At 73.3% G+C, this 17181-nt stretch carries 14 protein-coding genes and 3 pseudogenes; 7 read left to right on the top strand and 10 right to left on the bottom strand.

Features of this window, described 5'->3' with window-relative positions; all coding sequences use genetic code 11:
• Window positions 1-48: 48 nt before the first annotated feature.
• The gene (locus tag EIW28_RS15055) at window positions 49-1026 is read left to right on the top strand and encodes a GlxA family transcriptional regulator (protein ID WP_125248538.1); all 978 of its coding nucleotides are present in this window, start codon (window positions 49-51) and stop codon (window positions 1024-1026) included.
• Here the strand turns inward: EIW28_RS15055 and EIW28_RS15050 are convergent.
• Window positions 1023-2294 (bottom strand): glycoside hydrolase, encoded by a 1272-nt coding sequence (locus EIW28_RS15050; RefSeq protein WP_197717284.1) that lies wholly within the window; start codon window positions 2292-2294, stop codon window positions 1023-1025. The two genes, EIW28_RS15055 and EIW28_RS15050, sit on opposite strands and share 4 nt — an antisense overlap.
• A 273-nt stretch (window positions 2295-2567) precedes the next feature.
• Here EIW28_RS15050 and EIW28_RS15040 point away from each other — a divergent pair, with 273 nt between their 5' ends.
• Complete coding sequence (locus EIW28_RS15040; RefSeq protein ID WP_197717283.1) at window positions 2568-3821, top strand: LacI family DNA-binding transcriptional regulator; 1254 nt, start codon at window positions 2568-2570, stop codon at window positions 3819-3821.
• A gap of 99 nt (window positions 3822-3920) precedes the next feature.
• Here the strand turns inward: EIW28_RS15040 and EIW28_RS15035 are convergent, their stop codons facing one another.
• Window positions 3921-4478 carry a hemerythrin domain-containing protein gene (locus EIW28_RS15035; protein ID WP_125248536.1) on the bottom strand — a complete coding sequence of 186 codons (558 nt, stop codon included), beginning with the start codon at window positions 4476-4478 and terminating at the stop codon, window positions 3921-3923.
• Between the two features lie 75 nt (window positions 4479-4553).
• On the bottom strand, window positions 4554-5339 hold the full coding sequence (locus EIW28_RS15030) for a SigB/SigF/SigG family RNA polymerase sigma factor (protein ID WP_125248535.1): 786 nt from the start codon (window positions 5337-5339) through the stop codon (window positions 4554-4556).
• A 133-nt stretch (window positions 5340-5472) separates the two neighbouring features.
• On the opposite strand from EIW28_RS15030, the pseudogene EIW28_RS25040 reads away from it, so the two are divergent.
• Window positions 5473-5763, top strand: a pseudogene (locus tag EIW28_RS25040) (low affinity iron permease family protein); the annotation flags it as partial.
• A gap of 129 nt (window positions 5764-5892) precedes the next feature.
• Here the strand turns inward: EIW28_RS25040 and EIW28_RS25680 are convergent.
• The 7 genes and pseudogenes from EIW28_RS25680 to EIW28_RS14990 all read right to left on the bottom strand — a co-directional run.
• A pseudogene (locus EIW28_RS25680) lies at window positions 5893-6087 on the bottom strand (antibiotic acetyltransferase); the annotation flags it as partial.
• Window positions 6077-7048, bottom strand: a complete 972-nt coding sequence (locus tag EIW28_RS15015; protein ID WP_125248534.1) for a VOC family protein — start codon at window positions 7046-7048, stop codon at window positions 6077-6079. The gene EIW28_RS15015 and the pseudogene EIW28_RS25680, both read right to left, overlap by 11 nt.
• Before the next feature lie 11 nt (window positions 7049-7059).
• A complete protein-coding gene (locus tag EIW28_RS15010; protein ID WP_125248533.1) occupies window positions 7060-7764 on the bottom strand; it encodes a TetR/AcrR family transcriptional regulator in 705 nt (234 codons plus the stop codon).
• A 300-nt stretch (window positions 7765-8064) separates the two neighbouring features.
• On the bottom strand, window positions 8065-8685 hold the full coding sequence (locus EIW28_RS24510) for a hypothetical protein (RefSeq protein ID WP_187350612.1): 621 nt from the start codon (window positions 8683-8685) through the stop codon (window positions 8065-8067).
• A gap of 169 nt (window positions 8686-8854) precedes the next feature.
• The gene (locus EIW28_RS15000; protein WP_125248532.1) at window positions 8855-9334 is read right to left on the bottom strand and encodes a cellulose-binding domain-containing protein; all 480 of its coding nucleotides are present in this window, start codon (window positions 9332-9334) and stop codon (window positions 8855-8857) included.
• 120 nt (window positions 9335-9454) lie between these two features.
• Window positions 9455-9895, bottom strand: a complete 441-nt coding sequence (locus tag EIW28_RS14995; RefSeq protein WP_125248531.1) for a YybH family protein — start codon at window positions 9893-9895, stop codon at window positions 9455-9457.
• 132 nt (window positions 9896-10027) lie between these two features.
• The gene (locus EIW28_RS14990; protein WP_125248530.1) at window positions 10028-12295 is read right to left on the bottom strand and encodes a beta-L-arabinofuranosidase domain-containing protein; all 2268 of its coding nucleotides are present in this window, start codon (window positions 12293-12295) and stop codon (window positions 10028-10030) included.
• 224 nt (window positions 12296-12519) lie between these two features.
• On the opposite strand from EIW28_RS14990, the gene EIW28_RS14985 reads away from it, so the two are divergent.
• The 4 genes and pseudogenes from EIW28_RS14985 to EIW28_RS25035 all read left to right on the top strand — a co-directional run.
• Entirely contained in the window at window positions 12520-13962 is a 1443-nt protein-coding gene (locus EIW28_RS14985; RefSeq protein WP_197717282.1) for a serine hydrolase domain-containing protein, read from the top strand.
• Entirely contained in the window at window positions 13959-14966 is a 1008-nt protein-coding gene (locus EIW28_RS14980) for a sensor histidine kinase (RefSeq protein ID WP_125248529.1), read from the top strand. Before EIW28_RS14985 ends, EIW28_RS14980 begins: the two co-directional genes overlap by 4 nt.
• Window positions 14963-15619, top strand: coding sequence for a response regulator (locus tag EIW28_RS14975; RefSeq protein WP_125248528.1), 657 nt, complete (start codon window positions 14963-14965; stop codon window positions 15617-15619). The genes EIW28_RS14980 and EIW28_RS14975 overlap by 4 nt, the downstream gene beginning before the upstream one ends.
• 248 nt (window positions 15620-15867) lie before the next feature.
• A pseudogene (locus tag EIW28_RS25035) lies at window positions 15868-16935 on the top strand (recombinase family protein); the annotation flags it as partial.
• Window positions 16936-17181 lie beyond the last annotated feature (246 nt).

Here is a 17181-nt window from a genome sequence, read left to right as displayed (position 1 = left end):
CCGGGACCGGCCAGTGGCCGGGAGGCCAACATGTGCGAGGATCGGGCCATGAGCGTGTTTCGGCATCCCGGACGGCACCGCGTCGCGGTCCTGGTCCGCCACGGCTTCCTGCCGGTCGAGCTGGGCATCCCGCACCGGGTGTTCGGCTCCGCGAAGGCCGGCGGCGAGCCGCTGTACGAGGTGGCGACGTGCGCGGTCGAGCCGGGCGTGGTGCGCACCGACACCGACGTGACGGTGAACGTGGCGCACGGCCCCGAGGCGCTCGCGGAGGCGGACACCGTGGTGGTGCCCTCGGAGCACGAGTCGGACGAGTCGTGGACGGACGGGCGGCTGCCGGGGCCGCTGGCCGAGGCGCTGGCGCTGATCCGGCCGGAGGCGCGGATCGCGTCGATCTGCACCGGCTCGTTCCTGCTCGCGGCCGCGGGCCTGCTCGACGGGCGGCGGGCGACGACCCACTGGGACGCGGCCCAGCGGTTCCGGCGGCTGTTCCCGCAGGTGCGGCTGGAGCCGGACGTGCTGTACACCGAGGACGGCCGGGTGCTCACCTCCGCGGGGGTGGCCTCGGGGTTCGACCTGTGCCTGCACATGACGCGCATGGACTTCGGGGTGGCCGTGGCGAACCGGGTCGCGCGCCGGTCGGTGGTGCCGCCGCACCGGGACGGCGGGCAGGCGCAGTACATCGAGCGGCCGGTGCCGGAGACGGGCGCGGCGGCGACGGGCCGGGCCCGGGCGTGGGCGCTGGAGCGGCTGCACGAGCCGCTGTCGCTGCGCCAGCTCGCGGAGTGCGAGGCGATGAGCGTCCGCACGTTCACGCGCCGGTTCCGCGAGGAGGTCGGCACCTCGCCGCAGCGGTGGCTCCTGCACCAGCGCCTGGAGCGGGCGCGGCACCTGCTGGAGCGCTCGGACGAGCCGATCGACCGCGTGGCGGCCGAGGCCGGGTTCGGCTCGGCCGCCTCGCTGCGGATGCACTTCCAGGCGTCCCTGGGGGTCTCGCCGAGCGCGTACCGGCGGACCTTCGCGGGCTAGCCCATGACGTAGGTGCGGATGCTCTGCGCCGGGAGCTGGGAGCCGAAGGACCCGTTGGTCATCGTCACGGCGCTGTAGGGGGCGAGGGTCTGGCTCGCGGTGGTCAGCCAGGTCGAGAAGGTCCCCGAGCCGGCGCCCTCGACGGTGAAGGGGAGGTACACCGCGGAGGCGTTCTTGTTGACGGCGACGATGACGAGCCTGGAGCCGCTCTTGTACGCGGAGATGTACACGTTGGACTGCGGGTTGGCGGTGGCGGTGACGCGCTGGTGGCCGGGGCGCACGAACTTCGCGAAGTGGGCCATGTTCGCGCCGCGCTTGGAGATCGTGCCGTCCTCGCGCATGGGGCCGTAGCCGCGGCGGATGTACCACCAGATGTAGGCCTGGAAGCGGCCGTCGACGAGGGCGCGGTGGAGGTGCTCGCCGACGTCGAGCGCCTGCGGCCACAGGTCGGCGGAGTCGGTGCTGTTGGGGTAGTAGACCTCGGTCATCCACAGCTCCTTGCCGCCGCCCTTCTGCTGGAACAGCGGGTAGGGGAAGGCGGAGGGCTGGGTGCCGTAGAGGTGGGCGCCGAGGACGTCGAGGTTGGCGAGGGCCGCGGGGTCGTTGAGGATGGGGTCGGAGAGGTTCTTGCGGTACTGGAAGGACTCCGGGGCCATGACGCGGGTGTTGATCGAGCCGGCGTTCTCCTTGAGGAAGCGCACGATCTCGGCCGGGGTCCACGCGGTCCACTCGTGCGCGTAGTCCGGTTCGTTCTGGATCGAGATCGCGTACAGGTTGACCCCGTTGGACTGCATGAACGCGTGGAAGTCGTTCAGGTGCCGGGCGTAGGCGGCGTAGGAGTCGTAGCGCAGGCGCCTGCCGCCGGAGAACGTCTCGACCATGCTCGCGGGCGGGTTCCACGGGGAGGCGATGACCTTGGCGCCCAGGGCGACCGCGCGCTGGGCGGTGGCGACCTCGCGGCTCCAGTTGGCGCGGTCCTCGTGGACGGGGATGCGCAGGATGGAGAAGCCGAGCTGGCCGTCGGCGTTGCCGAAGGCCGTGGTGCGCTGGGCGGCGGTGAGGTCGCTGATCCACACGGTGTGGTTCATGCCGCCGAAGCCCTGGATGGTCTGCTGCCCGATGGAGGGCTGCACGAGGACGGTGGTCTGGGCCGCGGCGGGCGAGGCGAGCAGCGGGGCGGCTGCCGGGAGCGCCCCGAGTGCGAGGAAGGCCCGCCGGTCGAGGGACCGCCGGGTTCGGGGGGTGGGATCGTTCGGACGGGGCGCCATCGCTCCTCCAGGAGGTTCGGAACTCTCGGAAAGTTCCGGTCGGCAATCGGTTGAGTTGAAGCGTAGGATCGCGGCTGTACCCCGTCAAGGCCAGGTCAGGGTCGAACAGTTTCCGATTCACCATCGATAGACATCGATGCAATGACGGTGGGGCGACCGGGGCCGCGATCAGCCGGTACGCCGGACGGCGGCGCTCCGCCGGGTCCCCCGTGGAGCCGGGCGTGGAGCCTTCGGGGAGCGCGGCGCGGCAGGGCGCGCTGCTACGGTGGCTCCATGACCACCGGTGCGGGTCCGCGGCGCTCTCGCGGCGAGATCGAGAGGCTCCCAAGCGGATCGCTGCGGGTGCGGGTCTACGGCGGACGGGACCCGGACACGCGCAAGCGCCGGTACCTCGTGGAGACGGTCCCCTTCGGACCGGGGGCCGAGGCGGAGGCCGAGCGGGTGCGCGAGCGCCTGCTCGCCGAGGCGGCCGAGCGCCGCGGCCTGCCGCCCGGCGCGAATGCTGCGGCGGACGCGCCGGGACCGGCCCGGCAGCTCACCGTCGCCGCCGTCGCGCGGCTCGCGGGGGTGTCGGCGCCGACGGTCTCGAAGGTCCTCAACGGGCGCGCGGGCGTGGCGCCGGAGACGCGCCGGCGCGTCGAGCGGCTGCTGCGCGAGCAGGGCTACCGCCGCCCCGAGAAGGTCGCCCGCGCCGCGAGCGTGGAGGTCGTCTTCTACGGGCTCCAGGGGCATGTGGGCGTCGACCTCATGCGCGGTGTCAAGCGGGTCGCCGCCGGGCACGGCCTCGCCGTCGCGTTCACCGACGCGCTCCAGGAGGAGTCGGTCGGGCGCAACTGGGCGCAGGAGCTCCTGGCCCGCCGCCCCGCCGGGGTCATCGTGTTCCACATGGGGTTCACGCCCGAGCAGCACGCCCTGCTGAGCGCGAGCGGCCTGCCGCTGGTCGCCGTCGATCCGCCGAGCGAGCCGCTGCTCCCGGTGCCGTCGGTGGCCGCCGCCAACCGGCACGGCGCCGTCGCGGCCGCGCAGCACCTGCTCGACCTCGGCCACGACCGCGTCGGCGTGGTCACCGGACCGCTCGAGCGGCTCTGCTCGCGCGAGCGGCTCACCGGCGTGCGCACGGCCCTCGCGGCGGCCGGGGCGAGCCTCGACGAGCAGCTGGTGCGCGCCGGGATGTGGTTCTCGTTCGAGGAGGGCCTGGCGCACGGCCGGGAGCTGCTGCGCCTGGCCGACCCGCCCACGGCCGTGCTGTGCGGCAACGACCTCCAGGCCCTCGGGGTCTACGAGGCGGCCCGGGAAGCGGGGGTCGACATCCCCGGGGAGCTGAGCGTCGTCGGCTTCGACGACATCTCGTACGCGCGCTGGTGCGGGCCGCCGCTGACGACGGTGCGCCAGCCGTTCGCCGAGCTCGGGGCCACCGCGGCGGAGCTGGTGCTCGCGCTCGCCGCCGGGGAGGCGGTGACGCGGACGCGGATCGAGCTGGCCACCTCGCTCACGGTCCGGGCGAGCACCGCTCCCCCGCCGCGCTGAGCGGCCCGCGGCGCGGGGGCCGGGAGCAGCGGCGAGCCGCGAAACGATCGCGGTGCGGCCGGATCGTTTCGCGGCTCTATGCGGTGCGCGGGACGCGCGTCAGCGGGAGGCCTTCTTCTTGACCTCTTTGGCCAGGCGCTCCTTGTTCATGTTGGACGTGCCGCTCATGTTCATGTTGCGCGCCTGCATCTCCAGCTCCTTGCGGCTGGCCTGGCCGGGCTGGTCGCCGAGGTGCTCGGCGCGCGAGACCGCGAAGGCTTCGCCCAGTTCGCGGCGGCGCGCGTCGTCGAGGCGGGTCTTCATGCCGGGGAGGACGGTCGACTCCTCCTCCTGGACGTGGTGGGTCACCGAGTCGATCAGCTCCTGGAGGACGGTGTCGAACTCCGGGGACTCGGGGTCGGTCGCGTTCATGCGGACCAGGAGCTCCTCGGCCTGCTCGTGCTCCTCCTGGCTGTGCGCGACCTCCTTGGTCTCCTGCGCCTCGTCGCGGGCGACCGGGTAGACCTCGGCCTCCTCGGCGCGGCTGTGCGCCGTCAGCAGGGCCGACAGTACGGGCGCCAGCAGGGGGCGCTTCTCAGGATGCCGCTGCATCTCGTCGAACAGCCGCTCCACCTCGCGGTGGTCGGCCATGATCAGGTCCACTACATCGCCGCTCACGTTCCCGGTCCCTTCTGATCTGACGTCGTCTGACCCGGGCGGGTTACCCCGCGACGCGCCGGCCATGCACGGGCCCTACTTGGGCGCGGTGAGCAGGCGTTCGCGCAGCTCTTCGAGGGTGCCCTTGAGCAGGCGGGACACGTGCATCTGGGAGATGCCGATCTCCTCGCCGATCTGCGCCTGGGTCTTCTCCTCGTAGAAGCGCAGCGCGAGGATGCGCTGCTCGCGCTCGGGCAGGTCCTGGATGAGCGGCAGCAGCGCCTCGTGGTTCTCCACCAGCTCGAGCGCGAGGTCCTCGGCGCCGATCGTCTCGCACAGCGGCGCGCGGTCGTCCTGGTAGGCGGGCTCGTCGAGCGAGACCGACCGGAACGCCTGGCGCGCTTCGAGTCCTTCGGCGACCTCGGCCTCGGTGAGGCCCAGGTGCGCGGCGAGGTCGGCGCAGGAGGCGGGCCGGCCCAGCTCCTGCGCGAGGTCGTCGCCGGCCTGGTTGATCGCCAGGCGCAGTTCCTGGAGGCGGCGCGGCACGCGCATCGGCCAGGCCGTGTCGCGGAAGCAGCGCCGCACCTCGCCCATCATGGTCGGCACGGCGTACGAGAGGAAGTCGCTGCCGAGCGAGGGGTCGAAGCGGTCGACGGCGTGGATGAGCCCGACGGAGGCGACCTGGAGCAGGTCCTCCTTGACGATGCCCTTGCCGGAGTACCGCTGGGCGATGTGCTCGGCGAGCGGCAGGTGCCCGGTGATCAGCCGCTCGCGGACCTCGACCCGGCGCGGGTCGTCCTCGTCGAGCGCCGCGAGTTCGTCGAACAGCGGCGCCAGCGCCTTGTAGTCGTCTCGCTCGGTTCTGCCGTGATGAGGTGCCATCGATAGGCCACCGCCCCTGGTAGATCGTCTCCCGAGCGTATAACGGGGTGCGGCCCGGTGTCCGGGACACGAGTCGAATCCCTGCACAGGAGGCGTCCGGTTTACCGCGGCCGCGCCGGGGCACCTCGTACCCATGAGCGAATCGCGCGCACAGAAGCGCTCCTCGGCGACGATGCCGTCGGACGTGACACCCCACGTCGGCAGGTTCGACCGGTTCTCGACCCGGGCCTCGAAGCTCACCGGGCGGCCGGGATATTTCGTCTTCTGCGCCCTGGTGATCCTCCTCTGGGCGCCGACGATCATCTGGTTCGAGAAGATCACCTGGCATCTCATCATCGACACGATCACGACGATCATCACGTTCCTGATGGTGGCGCTGCTCCAGAACAGCGAGGCGCGGAACGAGGCGGCGCTCCAGCACAAGCTGAACGCCGTCGCGGGCGGGCTGGCGGACATCATGGACCACCTGGCGAAGACCTCGGACGCCGAGAACCTCGGCGAGCAGCGCGAGGAGCTGCGCCGGGCGGTGGGCCTGGAGGAGAAGGAGAGCCTCTTACATGAGGCCGTGCCGTTCGGCGACGGCGGCGATGTCGGCCGGGCGGCCGGCCATGATGGTGCGGGCGTGCTCGGTGACGAGTGCGACGGGCCAGTCCCACCAGGCGGCGCGCAGGAGCAGCTCGGCCTCGTCGCCGGTGAAGCGGCGGCGGATCGGCTTGGCGGGGTTGCCGCCGACGATTTCAGGCGGTTTTCAGGACGAGGGCGAGGCCGAGGGCTGCGGCGGCGGGGACGAACGGGTCGCCGTCTGCGGTGCGGCCCAGGGGGACGCCGTTGGCGCGGAGGAGGCGCTCGGCCGCGGGGAGGTCGGTGACGGCGAGGGTGCAGGCGGCGATGCCGGGGAGGGTGCGGGGGCGCTCGCCCGGGAGGCGGTGGGCGAGGGCGGCGGGGGTGGTGAGGACGAGGCGGGCGGCGCCGAGGGTGAAGACGGCGTCGGGGCCGTCGGATTCGGGTGCGGTGCCGAGGTAGCGGCGGTAGCGGTCGGCCGCCGCGTCGAGCCCGTCGGGGGCGGTGCAGACGGTGCAGGCGGTGATCGCGTTGGCGCCGTTGGGGTGCGCGAGGCCGGTCTGGGCGTCGAGGAGGTCGGCGGGGGCGTCCTCGGCGGCGCCGACGCGGCCTTCGGGGACGAGGCCGCCGGGGGCGGCGGGGTCGTGGAGTTTGAGGAACCTGACGTCGGCGAGCACGGTGCCGGCGGCGGTGGCGAGGGGGCGCTGGGCGGTGCGGGCGCCGCTGTTGGGGACGGCGGCGGCGTCGAGGCGGGCGGCGGTCCGCTCGGCGTCGTCGGTGGTGAGGACGAGGATGTGGGCGCCTTCGGCGCGGTCGAGCCGGGCGGCGAGGCCGTCGAGGGTGCGGCCGATGACGGTGCGGGTGGCGGCGAGCTGGTCGTCGGGGACCTGGAGCGGGACGAGGGCGGCTCCGGCGGGCAGGCGGGCCGGGTCGGCGGGGGCGAAGGCGAGGAGTTCGATGAAGCTGCGGGGGAAGTCGGCGTGGGTGTTGCCGGCGCCGACGGGCTCGGGCGCGGCGCCTGGGGCGGGCGGGAGCGCGGGGTAGGCGGGCGGGCCGAGGTGGAAGCCGAGCCGCGCGTAGGCGGCGAGGGCGTCGTCCATGTCGCGGACGAGGAGTCCGATGTGGTGGATGCCGGTGAGGTCGTCCATAGGGGTGTCCTTCAGTCGAGGGCGTCGCCGTAGGCGGTGCGGGTGTAGGCGTTGGCGAGGCGGGTGAAGCCGGCGAGGACCGCGGGGGCTGCGGCGCGGTAGCGCTCGGGCGGCGGCGCGGGGTCGGGTTCGAAGGCGCGGCGCAGGACGTCGGCGAGGAGGTCGGCGCGGTGCTCGGCGGGGAGCGGGGCTTGGAAGGGCTCGGAGGCGAAGAAGCCGTGGGCGACGGCTTGGATGCCGTACCAGGTGTCGTCCGGGTCGGCGCCGGGGCGGAGCAGGCCGTGGTCGGCGAGGGCGGCGAGGTAGTCGCGGTCGGCGGCGCGGCGGGCGGCGGCGAGGCCGGTGCGGGTGCGTTCACCGGCGAGGGCGGCCAGGTCGGGGGCTTCGGCGTCGAAGACGAGGCGCAGGACGGGGCGGCGCGCGGCTTCGAGGAAGTGGTGCCGGAGGTGGCGGTGCGGGGCGGCTTCGACCGGGTCGGCCTCGATGGCGCGAATGGCGGCGCGGAGGATGGCGGCGGCCTCGCGGGCGCCCACGGCCAGGAGCAGGTGGTCGCGGTCGGCCCAGTGGAGGTAGACGGTCCCTTTGCCGACGCCGGCGCGGGCGGCGACCTGGTCGATGCGGATGCGGCGCGTGCCGCCTTCGAGCAGGAGCGCGGCGGCGGCGTCGAGCAGCGCTTCGGCGCGTGCGGCCAGGTCGGCGCGTTGGGTGCGTGCCAATGGGCCCCCTCGACTCGGAATCTCGTGACCAGAATACATTTCTGGTCACGAGTTGTCGAGGGGACTCGTGGCGCCTGAGGGCGGCGCCGATGGGGCCCTAGCGGAAGGGCCGGGCGGCGGCGTCGTCGGCGGGGTGCCTGGGGAGGGCTTCGGCTGCGGGCCCGGGTGCGGGGCCTCAGCGGCGCAAGGGGATTCGGGATCGGGGCTCTCGTCGGGACCGTCGGCGGCCTCGGGCTGGTGCCCGGGGTCCGCTGCGGCGGACCCCGGGTGCAAGCGGGGGCGGTCCCGGTGGGACCGGGGTCAGATGACCTGGCCGTTCGGCGGCTGGAAGGAGTCGCCGGCCGGGGTGGCTTCGGTGTAGGCGGTGTCGAGGAAGCCGTCGGCGTCCGAGTCGACCAGGGCGGCGTCGACCAGGCCGTCGGCGTCGGAGTCGATCTCGACCTCGTCGACCAGGCCGTCGCCGTCGTAGTCGGTGGCGACGACGTCCACGGCGCCGTCGCCGTTCGTGTCGGTGGAGACCTGGTTGACGTAGCCGTCGCCGTCCGAGTCGTAGGAGACCTGGTCGACGATGCCGTCGCCGTTCGTGTCGGACTCGATGGTGTCCACGAGGCCGTCGCCGTCGGTGTCGTAGATGGCGCTCTCGAAGGAGCCGTCGCCGTCGGTGTCGACGAGGATCTCGTCGGAGGCGCCGTCGCCGTCGTAGTCGTAGGCGACCGCGTCGGCCTGGCCGTCGCCGTTCGAGTCGACCAGGGTCATGCCGTCGGCGGTGATGGTGTTGTCGGCGACGCCGTCGCCGTCGAGGTCGAAGACCTCCTCGGTCTCGGCGACGGTGGTGTCGGTGCCGTAGGCCTCGTCCTCGGCGGTGGCGTCGGCGCCGGTCGCGTCGGTCTCGTCGTAGGTGGTCTCGTCGTACTCGCTCATCGGTCTCGTCCTCCGCTTGAAGTGGCTCATCTGCCGGTGATGACGACTCTACGAGGAGCGCGGAGTCCCAGAATCCCCAGAGTGTGCCATCCGTTTCAGGCGGTGCCGGGGCGCCCGGGGGCGCCCCGGGTGCGGGTCAGGCGGTGCCCGTCAGGGTGGCCTTCGCGCCTCAGAGGTCCCCCGCCGGAGACGACGGAGTCGGGTCGGTGGTCGGTTCGCCGACCGTGCCGTCGCAGGTGTGGCCGTTGAGTTGGAACGCGAAGGGCTCGCGGTTGACGCCGGCCCAGGTCCCGTTGAACCCGAAGGAGACCGAGCCACCGGTGGCGATCGTCCGGTTGTAGCTCAAGTTCCCGGCGTTGACCTGCTCGCCGGTGGTGGTGAACGCGGCGTTCCAGCCGTGGGACACGCTCTGGCCCTCGGGCCAGACCCACTCGACGTCCCAGCCGTCGACCGGCTCGCCGAGGTTGCGGACGGTGACGGTCGCCGTGAACCCGCCGGGCCACTGGTGCTCGACGAAGTAGTCGACCTCGCAGCCTTGGGCGGCCTGGGCGCTCGCCGCGCCCGCGAGTCCCGCCGCGAGGGTGGCGAACGAGGCGACGGCGACGGTGGCCAGGCGCAGGCGGGCGCTTCGCAGGGGTTTCTGGTGCACGAGACTCTCCTTGCCGGATGGGGGTGCCCGGGCGCACGGACGTTCGCATCGACGATACTAAATACAGTGGTCGCGTGTCCCCCGCCGCCGCCGCGGGCCCGCCCCTCGGCTGCTCCCCCGTCACGGCTCCAGGTCGGCCGCGCCCTTCCCGGTGGCGACGTCGAAGGGGACGGAGACCTGGTCGTGCGCGATCAGCCACGAGCCGCCGATCCGCCGGAGGCCGAACGTGGCCCGCACCCACATGCCCGGCACGCGGGCGCCGCCGCGCAGCGTCCCGCTCAGGCGCCCGAAGCCGTGCCCGAACGCCACCGCGCCGTCCACGACGACGCGCAGGTCCCTGAACTCGTAGTCCACTACCGCGAACGCGGCGAACACGCGCTCCCAGTTGGCCAGCTTCGCGTCCACGCCGACATGCTGGAGCGGCGGTTCGACGTCGAAGGAGACGACGTCCTCGGTGTAGGCCCGCCTGAGCGCCCCGAGGTCGCGGTCGCGGAGCGCGGTCGCGATCCCCGCCAGCCGGTCCCGGATCGCTGCCTCGTCCACGTCGTGCTGCACGGTCATGGTTCCCGTCCCTTCCGTTCGGTCCTTCGCCCCCTTGACGGGACCGGCCGCCCGGATGTGACAGTCCGGGCCCCGAAGGTGACCCGGAAGACAGGGCCGGGCCCGTCTAGGTGCGGCGCCGGGCGGCCGCGTTCACGGTGCGGCCCAGCGGATGAGGCGGACGGTGGTGATCGCGGGGGTGGGGCGGCCGTCGAGGGCGGTGATCTCGAGGTCGAGGGCGTCGGGCCGGGGTTCGGCCCGGAGGGCTTCGGGCAGGCCGTAGTCGATGTCGTAGGACTCGGTGCCGCCGTCCCAGCGCTCCTCGGCGACGAGGACGCCGCCGAGGCGGACCGCGACGGCGGCCGGAGCGCCGGTGAGGCGGTAGCCGACGCGCAGGCCCTGGCCGCGGTGGTCGGGATCGCTGAGGGTGACGGCCATGCTCGCGGTGGTCGCGCGGGCGCGGCGGCCGTCGCCGTCCACGTGGACCTCGGTGTCGCGGCCGCGGAAGCCGTGGTCGCTCTCGGGCTGCTGCTCCCCGAAGGCGACCTTGTCCACGGTCGTGCGGTCGAGGTTGAGCGAGTCGCGGTCGGCCGCGACCAGGTCCGCTCGGCGGGCCTGCACTCCAGCGGGTTCGGCGACGGGCCAGTAGACGGTGTAGCGGGAGTCGTGGAGGTCGAAGAACGGCGCGAGCTCGACCGCGCCGGCGCTCGTGGCGAGCCGGTAGCGCAGCGGCCCTTCGTGTTCGAGGACCTCGTCTGCCGGGAGGTCGGCGACGATCGGGACGTCCGCGAAGCCGAGGAGCGGGCCGTGGGCGACGTGGCCCATGCGGGAGTCGTCGGCCAGGAGCCCGTCGAGGTGCTCCTCGCCGGCGCGGGCGGCCAGGAGGACCGGGCCGGCGAAGTAGGCCTGCCAGGGCGAGCCGTCCGGGAGCCGTTCGGCGCGCAGCGGCAGCGGGAGTCCGAAGGAGACGGTGTCGCCGGGGCGCCAGGCGCGGTGGAGGAGGACCGCGCCGGGGACCGCTTCGGCCTGCGCCGCTTCGCCGTTGACCGCGAGTGCGGCCAGGCCGCCGCTCCAGCCGGGCACGCGCAGGCGCAGCGTGAGTTCGCGCGGCTCGTCCAGGTCGAACGTGAGGCGCACGGCCTCGTCTGCGGGGAAGGCGGTCTCGATGCGGACGCGGCCGCCGAACTCGGGGGCGTCCAGGACCGCGGGGAGGTAGAGGTTGACCGCGAGCGCGCCCTCGTGCTCGCCGAAGACGAGCTCGCCGTACTTGGCCTGGGCCTCGATCCCGGTGCCGACGCAGCACCACATGCTGGTCTCGGGCTGGGAGTAGACGCGGTAGTGGCGCGGGCGCATCGGGGTGAAGTAGACGAGGCCGCCGTGGTCGGGGTGCTGGGAGGCGAGCTGGTGGTTGTAGACGGCGCGCTCGGCGAAGTCGAGGTGGGCCGGTTCGAGGCGGTCCGCGGCGAGGCGCTGGGTCAGCTTCAGCATGTTGTAGGTGTTGCACGACTCGGGGCCCTCGCGGTCCTCGATGATCGTCGAGAAGTCGTCGGGGGCGTGGAAGTGCTCGCGCACCGAGTTGCCGCCGATGGCGACGGTGCGGCGCTCGACCACGTCGCGCCAGAAGAACCGGGCGGCGTCCCACAGGTCGCGGTCGTCCGTGGCCGCGGCGGTGGCGGCGTAGCCGACGGCCTTGGGGATCTGGGTGTTGGCGTGGCGGCCGGTGAGGTCGTCGCGGCGCTCCAGGAGCGGGTCGAGGATCGCGCGGTGCGAGAAGCGGACGGCCATGTCGGCGTAGTCGCCGCGGCCGGTGGCGGCGGCGAGGTCGGCGTAGGCCTCGTTCATGCCGCCGAACTCGGTGTCGAGCATGGCTTCGAACGCGGCGTCGTCGATGGTCGCGGCGATGTCCAGCCACCAGTCCGCCAGGCGCACCACGACCGCGAGCGCCTGCTCGTGGCCGAGGAGCCGGTGGGCGTCGATGAGGCCGGCGAAGGTCTTGTGGACGTTGTACCAGGGGACCCAGTGGTCGCTGGAGCCGAGCGAGCGGACGCCGGCGCCGCCGCGCAGGCCCTCGAACAGCGCCGCGCCGCCGGGGACGCCGCCGACGTAGCCGGTGCCGAGGGCGTCCTGGGCGCGGGCGAGTTCGGCGACCATGTGGTCCAGTCGCCGCCGCGGCTCCGCTTCGCCGGTCGCGGCCGCGAGGAGGGCGAGCGCGGAGAGGTAGTGGCCGCCGATGTGGCCGTCGAGGCCGGAGTCCTCCCAGTTGCCGTAGCTCGCGGCGCGCGGGGCGAGCCCGGCTTCGCGCAGGAACGGGGCGAGGAGGCGGTCGGGGTCCATGGCCAGGACGTAGTCGAGATCGGTGCGGACGGCGCGCGCGAAGGGGCCGTCGAGCAGCGTGACGCGGGAGAGCGGGAAGGCTTTCATCGAGTCCCTCAGGTGTCGCCCCCGAACAAGGGGTGTGTATCGGTAAACCGGCGGTGTCAATCTACCCGATCCCGCGCGGCGGAGGGGCGCTGCGCCGGGACGGAAATCCCTGACTTTCGTCAGGGGCGGTTCCGGTCTTTCTGGGGAGGCCGGCGGCCCGGCGCGCCAATAGCGTTCATGGGGAACCGACACAGGAACACCGACACAGAAAACGGAGTCCCCCAGTGAAACCCAAGGCCCCCAAGGTGTTCGGCGCGGCGCTCGCCGCGGCGGCGGTGCTCGCGCTGCCGGCCGCCCCCGCGCAGGCGCAGGCCGATGCCGGCCCCGAGGCGTACGACGCCTACCTCACCGACCTCGTCGCGGCCTCCGGCGTGCCGGGCCTGTCGGCGGTCGTCGTGCACGGCGACGAGACGGTCTTCGCCGCCGGGTACGGCGCCGACTCGCACGGCGACCCGGTCACCGAGCACACCCCGATGCGCGTCGCCTCGCTCTCGAAGTCGTTCACGGCCATGGCCGTCATGATCCTGGTCGAGGAGGGCGCGATCGACCTCGACGGCACCGTCGCCGCGCAGCTGCCGGAGTTCGCGATGGCCGACCCGCGCGCCGCGGAGGTGACGGTGCGCCAGCTGCTCGACCAGACCTCCGGGTTCGCCGATACCACGATCGACGTCGTCGAGCTCGAGGACGCGACCTCGCTGGAGGACTACGTCGCCCGGCTCGGCGACGACGCGCTCGCCGCCGACCCGGGAACCGACTGGGCCTACTGCAACGCGAACGCGAACGTCGCCGCGCGCCTGGTCGAGGTCGCCTCCGGGAAGCCGTTCGCGGACTTCATGCGCGAGCGCGTGTTCGGCCCGCTCGGCATGGACGACAGCGCCACCCGCGACGAGGACGTCGAGCCCGGACTCGGCTCGAACTCGCTGTTCGGCCTCTGGATCGCCCGCGAGGAGGCGCACGGCTTCCTCGACGACTCCGGCAGCGGCGGCATCATCACCAGCGCCGACGACATGGGCCGCTGGCTCGCGACCCAGAACGGGCACGGCACGCCGCTCGTCGGCGCGGCGGGTCTGGAGGCGATGCACACCCCGTCGGCGGTGCAGGACTACGGCATGGGCTGGAGCGTCGAGTCCGACGGGACCCTCGCCCACTCGGGGAACCTCATGACCTACAACGCGGCCCAGTGGATCGACCCCGAGACCGGGTACGGGGTCGCGGTGATGAGCACCGGGGCCGGGCTCGCCGACGTCACCTGGGCGGCCATGGAGGGCCTGGCCGCGATCACCGCAGGTGAGGCGCCCGCCGAGCCGGGCCGCGACCGGCAGGTCATCGAACTGGTCCTGGCCGTCGTAGCGCTGGCCGCGCTCGGGCTCGGGGCGCTGGGCGTGGCGCGCTCGCGGCGCTGGGCCGAGCGGCGGGCCGGGCGCCGGGCGTGGGCGACGGCGCTGCGGATGGTCCCGCTGCTGGTCCCGGCGGTGCTGTTCGCGGCCTACCCGGCGGGGGTGTCGTTCATCTCCGGCGGGCGCACGGTCCCGTGGCCGCAGCTGTTCTACTTCGCGCTGCCGCTCACGGTGACGCTCATGGCCGCCGCGGTGGCGGGTCTCGCGGTCGCGGTCGCGCGGCTGGTGCGGCTGCGCTCGGCGGTCCGGTCGGTAGGCTCGGCGGCGTGATCTACGGGGCGGTACTGGCGGCGATCGCGGCGGCGGCCGTGGTGAACGGGTTCGACACGGTTGGGCTGTCGCCGTGGCGGCAGGCGCTGTTCCTGGTCCTGGCGGTGCTCGCGTACCTGCACGGGCGCCGGCTCGCCGGACGGTACGGCGCGCAAATCCTGCTGGCGGCAGGGGCGCTCACCGTGCCGGTCATGGGCGTCGACCGCGGTAACGGCCTCACGGCCTTCCTCGTGCTGGCCGTGTTCGTGATGCTGCCGTGGTTCGGGGGCCGGTACCGCCGCCAGCAGGTCGAGCTGTACCGGGCCGCCGAGGAGCGGGCCTCCCGGCTCGAACGCGAGCGCGAGCTCGTCGCCGAGCGCGTCCAGGCGCAGGAGCGGGCCCGGATCGCGGCCGACCTGCACGACTCGGTCGGGCACGACCTGGCGCTCATCGCACTGCGGGCCGGGGCCCTGGAGCTGGCCCCGGGCCTGCCGGAGGCGAGTCGCGGGGCCGCGGCCGCGCTGCGCGCCAACGCGGTCGAGGCCACGGACCGGCTGCGGCAGGCGCTGGGCCTGCTGCGCGACGAGGCCGCGCCGGTGACGCCGTTCGACGAGCCGGTCCGCGACCTGGTGGCGCGCTCGGCCGCGGCCGGGCTCGACGTCCGGCTGGAGGCGGAGGCCGCCGGGGCCGGGACGGTGGTGGACCGGGCGGTGTACCGGATCGTGCAGGAGGCGCTCACCAACGCCGCCAAGCACGCGCCGGGGAGCGCGGTCGCGGTCCGCGTCGAGCGGTCCGGCGAGGCGGTGCGGGTCGCGGTCGCGAACACGGCCGCGCCGGCGGCGGCCCTGGCCGGGGCGGGCCACCGCTGGCCGCACCGGGAGGCGCCGGGAGCGGCGGGCGGATTGGGTTCGGGGCTGGCGGGCCTGGCCGAGCGGGTGCGCCTGCTCGGGGGCTCCTTCAGTGCCGGGCCGCGGGAGGGCGGGTTCGCCGTGGAGGCCGAGCTGCCGGTGCGGGGGGACCGATGATCAGGGTGCTGCTGGCCGACGACGAGGGCATGATCCGGGCCGGGGTCGCCGCGATCCTGGGCACCGACGAGGGGATCGAGGTGGTGGCCGAGGCGTCGGACGGGGCCGAGGCGGTGGCGCTCGCGCGGGCGCACCGGCCCGACGTGGCGCTCCTCGACATCCGGATGCCGCGGCTCGACGGCCTGGCCGCCGCGGCCGAGATCCGCCGCGCGGTGCCCGGGACGGCGGTGTCGATGCTGACGACGTTCGACGAGGACGAGTACGTGATGCGGGCCCTCGCGGAGGGCGCGAGCGGGTTCCTGCTCAAGGCGGCCGACCCGCGCGAGCTGATCCTCGGGGTGCGGGCGGTCGCCGAGGGCGCCGCGTACCTCTCCCCCAGGATCGCGCACCGGGTGATCGCCAAGATGGGGGCGGCGGGCCTGACGCGGCGCACGCCGGGCCTGGAGCGGGTCGCGGTGCTGACGCCCCGGGAGCGGGAGGTGCTCGGACTGCTCGGTGAGGGCCTGTCGAACAGCGACATCGCGGTGCGGTTGTTCCTCACCGAGGGCACGGTCAAGGGCCACGTGAGCGCTATCCTGACCCGGCTCGGGCTCCAGAACCGGGTCCAGGCGGCGATCCTGGCGTACGAGGCGGGCCTGGTGGCCCGCCCCTAGTCGGGGTTGCAGCGTCGCCGGCGAGTCCAGGTCCGAGTGGAGGTGCGCGCACGTATGGCGGAAGGCCTCCCCGACCCCGGTGTCGGACCCGGCAGGCCGGCAGCGCGACGAGCGGGCGCATCGGCCGGACGGCGGCCGTCAGGCGGCGTCGAACCGCCCAGCGGTCACCCGTAGGTGACAGTTTCACCAGTTTCACGCGTGACAAATGTTGTGCGTGTGATCATGAAACTCAGTCATCAGGGGATGCAATGGCAAATCAACGATCCAAGTCCCGCGCGAAGATGAGCCGGTCCGGGCTCCGCATCGTCGGCGTGGTCCGCCTGTCGCGGGTCACCGACGTGACCACCTCACCCGAACGCCAGAAGGAAGCCATCGAGCGGTGGGCTGCCGAGTGCGGCCACACCATCGTCGGCTGGGCCGAAGACCTCGACGTCTCCGGCTCCACGGACCCCTTCGAGCGCGAGGAACTCGGCCCCTGGCTGCGCGAGCGCGGGTCAGAGTTCGACGGCTTGTGTGCCGCGAAGATCGACCGGTGGGCCCGGTCGATCGTGCACTTCTCGAAGCTTCTCGCCTGGTGCGACGAGCACGAGAAACTCGCCGCCACCGCCGACCGACAGCTCAACACCGCTGAGCCCTCCGGCAAACTCATCGCCTACGTCGCTGCGATCTTCGCGGAGATGGAACTCGACGCGATCTCCGAACGTGTCACCTCCACCCGGGCGAAGCTGCGCCAGCGGGGCCGGTGGGCCGGCGGTGTGGTGCCGTTCGGGTACAAGACGAGTCACGACAGCCAGGGCAAGGCAACCGGGCTCGTCATCGACTCAGAGCGCGCTCCGTGGGCGCGGGGTATGGTCGCGAAACGACTCGAAGGCTGGTCGTTCCAGAAGATCGCCGACTGGCTCAACGAGAACGGCGTCTACGGACTCAAGGGCGCGTTCTGGCTGGGCACCAGCGTCGCGAAGTACCTCGGCGGTCGACACCTCATCGGGCAGGCCGTCCACGACGGGCGCACGGTGGTCGACGAGGCCGGAGAGCCCATCCAGTTCGCCGAACCCTTGATCTCCCTGGCGGACTTCGAGGCGCTCCGACAGGGCTCGGTGGTCCACAACGATCGCGCCGCCAAGAGTCGCACTCCGCGCCCGAGAACGGCGCTGTACCTGCTCAAGGACTTCCTGCGGTGCGGAGCGTGCGGGAACAAGATGTACCGCTTCGCCAGTGCCCAGAAGGGGATCATGTATGTCCGGTACGGGTGCAAGGGCACCATGAATCACTGCCCGCACCCGGCCTCGATCAAACTCGAAGAGCTCGACCAGGCTTTGACCGAGCGGTTCTTGGACGACATCGGCGACCAAGAGGTGTACGAGCGTCGCTTCGTCCCCGCCACCGGATCCGCTGCGCAGTTGGAACGTCTGGAGCACACGATCCGAGACTTGAGGGACGACCGCGACGCCGGATTGTGGGAAGGCGAGGACGACGAGTACCGCCGCCGCATGAAGGCGCTAATCGACAAACGCAGTCGACTCGAAGCCCAACCGACCGAGGAAGCCCGATGGGAGTACGTC

It is taken from the genome of Glycomyces terrestris (assembly GCF_003933745.1).
Lineage (GTDB): Bacteria > Actinomycetota > Actinomycetes > Mycobacteriales > Micromonosporaceae > Glycomyces > Glycomyces terrestris.
Note: the sequence above shows the minus strand (reverse complement) of the source record. Positions and strands in the feature narration are given on the sequence as shown.

What these genes read in the sequence shown, in the direction of transcription:
- EIW28_RS15055 (WP_125248538.1), top strand. Translation starts at nt 49, where the DNA reads ATGAGCGTGTTTCGGCATCCCGGACGGCACCGCGTCGCGGTCCTGGTC.
- EIW28_RS15050 (WP_197717284.1), bottom strand. Translation starts at nt 2,294, where the DNA reads ATGGCGCCCCGTCCGAACGATCCCACCCCCCGAACCCGGCGGTCCCTC.
- EIW28_RS15040 (WP_197717283.1), top strand. Translation starts at nt 2,568, where the DNA reads ATGACCACCGGTGCGGGTCCGCGGCGCTCTCGCGGCGAGATCGAGAGG.
- EIW28_RS15030 (WP_125248535.1), bottom strand. Translation starts at nt 5,339, where the DNA reads ATGGCACCTCATCACGGCAGAACCGAGCGAGACGACTACAAGGCGCTG.
- EIW28_RS15015 (WP_125248534.1), bottom strand. Translation starts at nt 7,048, where the DNA reads ATGGACGACCTCACCGGCATCCACCACATCGGACTCCTCGTCCGCGAC.
- EIW28_RS24510 (WP_187350612.1), bottom strand. Translation starts at nt 8,685, where the DNA reads ATGAGCGAGTACGACGAGACCACCTACGACGAGACCGACGCGACCGGC.
- EIW28_RS14995 (WP_125248531.1), bottom strand. Translation starts at nt 9,895, where the DNA reads ATGACCGTGCAGCACGACGTGGACGAGGCAGCGATCCGGGACCGGCTG.
- EIW28_RS14990 (WP_125248530.1), bottom strand. Translation starts at nt 12,295, where the DNA reads ATGAAAGCCTTCCCGCTCTCCCGCGTCACGCTGCTCGACGGCCCCTTC.
- EIW28_RS14975 (WP_125248528.1), top strand. Translation starts at nt 14,963, where the DNA reads ATGATCAGGGTGCTGCTGGCCGACGACGAGGGCATGATCCGGGCCGGG.